This is a genomic window from Streptomyces glaucescens, from assembly GCF_002154375.1.
Classification (GTDB): domain Bacteria; phylum Actinomycetota; class Actinomycetes; order Streptomycetales; family Streptomycetaceae; genus Streptomyces; species Streptomyces glaucescens.
The window spans coordinates 1-5,048 of record NZ_MUND01000314.1; the positions used below are offsets into that span (position 1 = coordinate 1).

The window sequence follows — 5,048 nt, forward strand, 5'->3', positions numbered from 1 at the left end:
CTGCGGATGCCACGACATCCGCCACGGGCCCGGCCGCAGGATCGTCCGCGTCCCCGTCGGCTTCGGCACCGGACTCCTCGTCGGACGCCTCTGACTCGTCTGCGTCGGGGGCCGGTGACGGTACGTCCGGGGACTCACCGTCCTCCTCGGCGTCACCCAAGGAGCCCGTCGCCACCCCGTACCCGTTGGTGTGGCTGGACGCGGAGACTTCGGTGAAACTGGAGGCCCCGGACGCTCGACTGACGGACGGCGAGGGGGACATCCGCTTCGGCTGCAGGATGGCCGGCTGCGAACTGCGGAGCGAGACCGCCGTGTTCCTCCAGGTGTACGGCAATCCCGGCGACGGCACCCTCGACACGTGCCGTCTCATGCTCGCGCGCGTGAAGACCCACACCCTTCCGCTGGCCGCGGCGGCAAACGGCACCGAGATCTGCATCAAGGACTCCGCGGGAAACATCGGACTGCTGGTGATCCGGACGAAGTCGACCGCGATCCCGGACCTCGCCTTCCTCAAGGGCGAGCTGACGGTCTGGCGCGACGCCGCCTGATTCACTCGTTCCGGCCGGCGGCCCGAACGGCCGCTCACCGATCCCGTGCGGGCCGGCCGCTGCCGTCGGCGAGCGGAAGCCCTCACGGCGCTGGCCGGTCGGGAGTCCGCGCGCTCGTCGTCCGGTCGACAGGGGGACCAGCGCCCGTCTCAGGGAGGGATGGCGAGGTCATCCCCGGAGTCGGTGACGCTCATTCGGCTCGGATATTGTCCAGGTACACGACGCCCTTGGCTGGAGCGCCGCTGCCCTGGCCGAGGTAGATGTTGAACGTCGCCACCTTGGCGAGGTGGGCCGCGTCGAGCACCTCCCCGGCGTGCGCGGTGTCCCAGGGGGCGGGCTTGAACTCGCTGAACGGCGCGCGGATCTCCCGCCCGACGGTGTCGGACAGCGGAATGCCGTACTCGAAGTAGGCGCCCTCGGACACGATCTGGAGCGTCGCGCCGTTCGCCGAACCGTCACCCTGCAGCCACAGCACCAGCGACGAGAAGGCGGACCAGTCCGCGTCGACCGACTTGCCGATGCCGGTGTACCCGGCGTTGCTGAAGTCGTACGAGTAGGCCAGCCCGTACGAGCCCGAGGCCTTGTGGTCGGCCGACAGGGTCGTGGTGTTGGCGTTGATGTGGCTGTAGGCCTCGCTGAGGGTGGCGTCGTCCCCGGCGTACCCCTCGAAGTCGTCGATCCATCCGGTGGGCAGGGGGGCCACCTCGCCGAGCAGGACCAGGGCCGAGTCCGTGAGGGTCTTGCCGTTCACCAGGGCGTCCACCGAGAGGGACACCGACCGGTTGTCCAGCCAGGCCGGGTCGATCGGCCAGTCACCGGAGTAGAAGCCGTCGGCGTCGAGGCGGAGCCGTCGGGCGCGTCCGCCGTTCACCGAGTAGGTGACCCGGCTCGCCGTCGCATGCGTGACCCGCACCCGGACGGTGCTCTCGGGGCTGTTCAGGCGCTGCCGGTCCGTGGGGGTCACAAGGTGCATGAACGGGGCGTTGCGGACGGCGGTGGTGCGCGCGGCGTACACACCCCGCAGGTCACCGGCGAACACGGTGTAGGGGTCCTGGGCGTAACGGACGAAGTCCGCGTGCAAGGCGTGGCCCGGGGTCGGCACGTAGGACCGGGTGCTGCCCCCGAAGTTGGCCCAGGTCTGCATGTAGGTCATCCGGCGGGCCAGCGGGTCCGCCTTGATGGCGCCCAGCAGCTTCGTGAACCACTGCGGGTTGCGGCCCTCTTCGCCGCTCTCACCGAACTCGGTGTAGGCCGGGACCTTGCCCTTCTCCTCGGCCAGGCGGGCCACCATCGCCAGGTCCTTCACCAGGCCCTGGAGCCAGGCGTCCGATCCGGCGGAGTTGTCGTAGGCGTCGTAGCCGAGGACGTCGACGTAGCCGTCGCCCGGGTAGGTCTTGAGGTAGCCCGTCGGGTCGCCGCCGAAGCTGGAGTTGGGCGAGTACGAGTAGAGCAGGTTGCGGACACCCTTGGTGTCCCTCAGGTACTCGACCGTGTAGCGGAAGATCTCGATGTACTCCGCCGAGGTCGTGTGGCCGGCGCCCCACCAGAACCAGCCGCCGTTGTTCTCGTGGAAGGGCCGGAAGATGACCGGGATCAGCGTGCCGTCCGGCCGCCGTGCGCCCTTGACCGCCTTCGCGATGCGGTCGAGGAAGGCGTTGAACTGCGCGTGCTTCGTTCCTCCGGGGAGGATCTGGCTGACGACACGGCCCGATGTGTCGTAGAAGTTCTTGCCCGTGACGAAGTTCGGCATGTGCGCACTGAGGGTGTTGATCCCACCGCAGGCGTCCGCCTGCCGGATGCACCGGCTGAGCGCGGCGATGTTCTCGGCCTCGGCAGCGTCCCGCCTGCCGGGGCGCTCGTCACCGTCGAGTATCAGGGTGTCCCAGCCGAACAGCGCGGGGTGGTCGCCCACCGCAGCCTTGGTGTCGGACGCCTTGCCGTCCTGCGTGGTGAAAGTGAAGCCGTAGGACAGGGCGTGCTGGTGACCGAAGAGGATGCCCTTGCCCTGCTGTCGCATCAGGTACGCGAACAGCGCGCGCGTGGCAGACGTCGCCTTGTCGTCGACGATCCGGACGGGCATCGGCGCGTCGGCCGGTGTCGTGGTCGGGGTCGCCGCCGAGGCCATGGGTATCCCCGAACCCGCCGCGGCCACGGCGGCCGTGGCACCGATGAGGACGAACGAACGGCGGTTCACGGCAGGGTTGGGCATGGCTGTCTCCTTGGACGTGGCCGGTTCTCGCGATGAGGGAGGTTCACCACAGGCCCGGACCGGAACGCGCACCACGCACCGACGATTCGCTCGTCGTGGCAGTGCCCGCTCTTGTGGCCCGTTGCGGTCGTGGTGCCGACTGTGCCGGACGAAGACAACGTTGTCTACGCTGTCACGGGAGTTAAGTAACCGGTTTAGTGCATTGCTTGCGAGTGCCTCCTTGCGCTGCCGTGGCGCCGCGTCACCGGTGCCACACCGGAGCTCCGGACGGGCCGCGGCCTGGACACGGGCGGCCTGGCCGCCCGGGGTGGGTGACCGAGCGGGAGCGGCGGGCCGAGCCGCCGCCGAAGTGACCGGGGTGGCGAATCGGGCGCGTGCGGAGGGGATCCGGCCTGCCCGAGGGGGCACGGTGGCGGGCTCGCCAGTCACTGAGCCCGCCCGGCCCCCCTGCCCGTGTTCGGTGGGCGTGCGGTCGTTGGGTGGCGTGTCCGAGTGTCAGGTGGGGTGGGTTGGGTCAGCTGTTGGTGTAGTCGGCGAGGTGCTGGCCGGTGAGGGTGGTGGAGGCGGTGACGAGGTCGGTGGGGGTGCCTTCGAAGACGATCCGACCGCCGTCGTGGCCGGCGCCGGGGCCGAGGTCGATGATCCAGTCGGCGTGTGCGATGACGGCTTGGTGGTGCTCGATGACGATGACCGATTTTCCGGAGTCGACGAGTCGGTCCAGGAGGCCGAGGAGTTGTTCGATGTCGGCGAGGTGGAGGCCGGTGGTGGGTTCGTCGAGGATGTAGATGCCGCCCTTGTCGTGCATGCGGGTGGCCGGTTTGAGGCGTTGGCGTTCGCCGCCCGACAGGGTGATGAGAGGCTGCCCGAGGGTGAGGTAGCCGAGGCCGACGTCGGTGAGGCGTCGGAGGATCTTGTGTGCCGCGGGGATGCGGGCCGCGCCGGTGGCGAAGGATTCCTCGGCTTCGGTGACGGGCATGGCCAGCACCTGGCTGATGTCGCGGCCGTTGTTTGGGATCATGCCCGCATGGACTTCGACCTCGGCCCACCAAACGGCGTTGGCCCGTTGCGGATCGGTATGACTCGACACGCGGCCAACACCGCGTTGTACTCGCTCCGCGATCCTTCTGCGATCTCGGAGTCCGACCGGCCGGGACAACACGTGTTCCGTCCCAGCGGGCTGATGATCAGCATCCAATGCATGCGCGACATGCTCGAAGCTATCGAGCTGGGAAGGCCCTCGTCCCAGACGGATCGAGTGTTGTTCCAGGGTGTGGACGTGTTCGCGCTTCCGGCCCGCGAGGTTGTGCGATGCGTCGGTGAGCTCACCTCGATCGAGGAAGATCCTGACGACGATGCTTCATTCATCGCCCCGGACTTGCTGCTGAGCTTCTGGCGCCCGTTCGCAGCCGACGATGAGCCGGAAGAAGAACAGGGCTACTACTTCAGCTCGGTCCTGCTGGCACGGCCTGGCTACTACGACACCCCTGCTCAGGCTGCGGAGCGACTCCAGCAGAGCTCGTGACTGTCCCGTCAGGATGCCAGCAGGACTCCTTTCCGCAGGAGACCGAAGCCAGCCCGGCCGTACATCTGGCGCTTGATCATTTTGATCCGGTTGACGTGGCCTTCGACGATGCCGGAGCTCCACGGCAGTGTGAGACCAGCGGTGACGGCGGCGAGATCGCGTTCGAGGCCGTTGACGAAGGTGTGGAGGCTGGGCAGGTCGTCAGCGCGGACCGCCTTGATCCATTGTGGGAGCTGTTCGCCCTGGAGCTGAGTGAGCATCTTCCCGAACGCGCGGACGTGCCTGGTGAGGGCATCCGGTTGAGGGCAGTCGGCAAGGACGGATTTGAGCTTCAGCCGCTCGCACTCCGGCAGGGTGTCGGGGTGAGTCAGGATCCAGCCGGTGACCGTGCGCGGGGACGGAGGACGGGCTGCAGGTGCGGTCGGGATGTGCGAAACGGTTGGAGGTAGGCACGGACGGCGCCGTAGCCGCCGGTATAGCCCTGCGATTTGATCTCTTCCCAGAGGGTCCAGGCGTTCGTGCAGCCCTGGGCCCATCGCTCGTGAAGGTACGGCTTGAAGTCGTCGATCTTGGTCTGGCGGTTCTGCCACTGCCTCTGGAACAGGTCTTCCGGCCTCGCGGCGTCGGCTAGGTTCTGTCTCTTTGGTCAGCGTCGGGTCCAGATGAGGATGCCGGCGAGGTGGAGTGCGGCCTGGTAGGCGATGGCGAGCTTGTCGGTTCGTGTGGCCAGGCCGCGCCACTGCTTGAGGCGGTTGATGCACCGCTCGAC

The 5,048-nt window shown here is 68.2% G+C and carries 4 protein-coding genes and 2 pseudogenes; 2 read left to right on the forward strand and 4 right to left on the reverse strand.

Annotation, left to right across the window (positions count from 1 at the left end; genetic code table 11):
- Positions 1 to 212: 212 nt before the first annotated feature.
- Entirely contained in the window at positions 213 to 548 is a 336-nt protein-coding gene (locus CCN42_RS20875; RefSeq protein WP_143661970.1) for a hypothetical protein, read from the forward strand.
- A 190-nt stretch (positions 549 to 738) separates the two neighbouring features.
- Here the strand turns inward: CCN42_RS20875 and CCN42_RS20880 are convergent, their stop codons facing one another.
- Together CCN42_RS20880 and CCN42_RS20885 are read right to left on the reverse strand one after the other, a co-directional pair.
- Entirely contained in the window at positions 739 to 2,757 is a 2,019-nt protein-coding gene (locus tag CCN42_RS20880) for a glycosyl hydrolase (RefSeq protein ID WP_086737774.1), read from the reverse strand.
- A 514-nt stretch (positions 2,758 to 3,271) separates the two neighbouring features.
- A pseudogene (locus CCN42_RS20885) lies at positions 3,272 to 3,760 on the reverse strand (excinuclease ABC subunit UvrA); the annotation flags it as partial.
- A gap of 21 nt (positions 3,761 to 3,781) precedes the next feature.
- Between CCN42_RS20885 and CCN42_RS20890 the strand changes: the two are divergent.
- Positions 3,782 to 4,279, forward strand: a complete 498-nt coding sequence (locus tag CCN42_RS20890; protein ID WP_086737777.1) for a hypothetical protein — start codon at positions 3,782 to 3,784, stop codon at positions 4,277 to 4,279.
- Positions 4,280 to 4,287: 8 nt separating this feature from the next.
- On the opposite strand, the gene CCN42_RS45895 is transcribed toward CCN42_RS20890, so the two are convergent.
- On the reverse strand, positions 4,288 to 4,815 hold the full coding sequence (locus tag CCN42_RS45895; protein WP_107427621.1) for a transposase: 528 nt from the start codon (positions 4,813 to 4,815) through the stop codon (positions 4,288 to 4,290).
- A gap of 110 nt (positions 4,816 to 4,925) precedes the next feature.
- Positions 4,926 to 5,048 (reverse strand): annotated as a pseudogene (locus tag CCN42_RS20900) (IS5/IS1182 family transposase); the annotation flags it as partial.

Excerpts from the sequence above, each read along its gene's own strand:
- CCN42_RS20880 (WP_086737774.1), bottom strand. The coding sequence starts at position 2,757 with ATGCCCAACCCTGCCGTGAACCGCCGTTCGTTCGTCCTCATCGGTGCC.
- CCN42_RS45895 (WP_107427621.1), bottom strand. The coding sequence starts at position 4,815 with ATGGGCCCAGGGCTGCACGAACGCCTGGACCCTCTGGGAAGAGATCAA.
- CCN42_RS20890 (WP_086737777.1), top strand. The coding sequence starts at position 3,782 with ATGGACTTCGACCTCGGCCCACCAAACGGCGTTGGCCCGTTGCGGATC.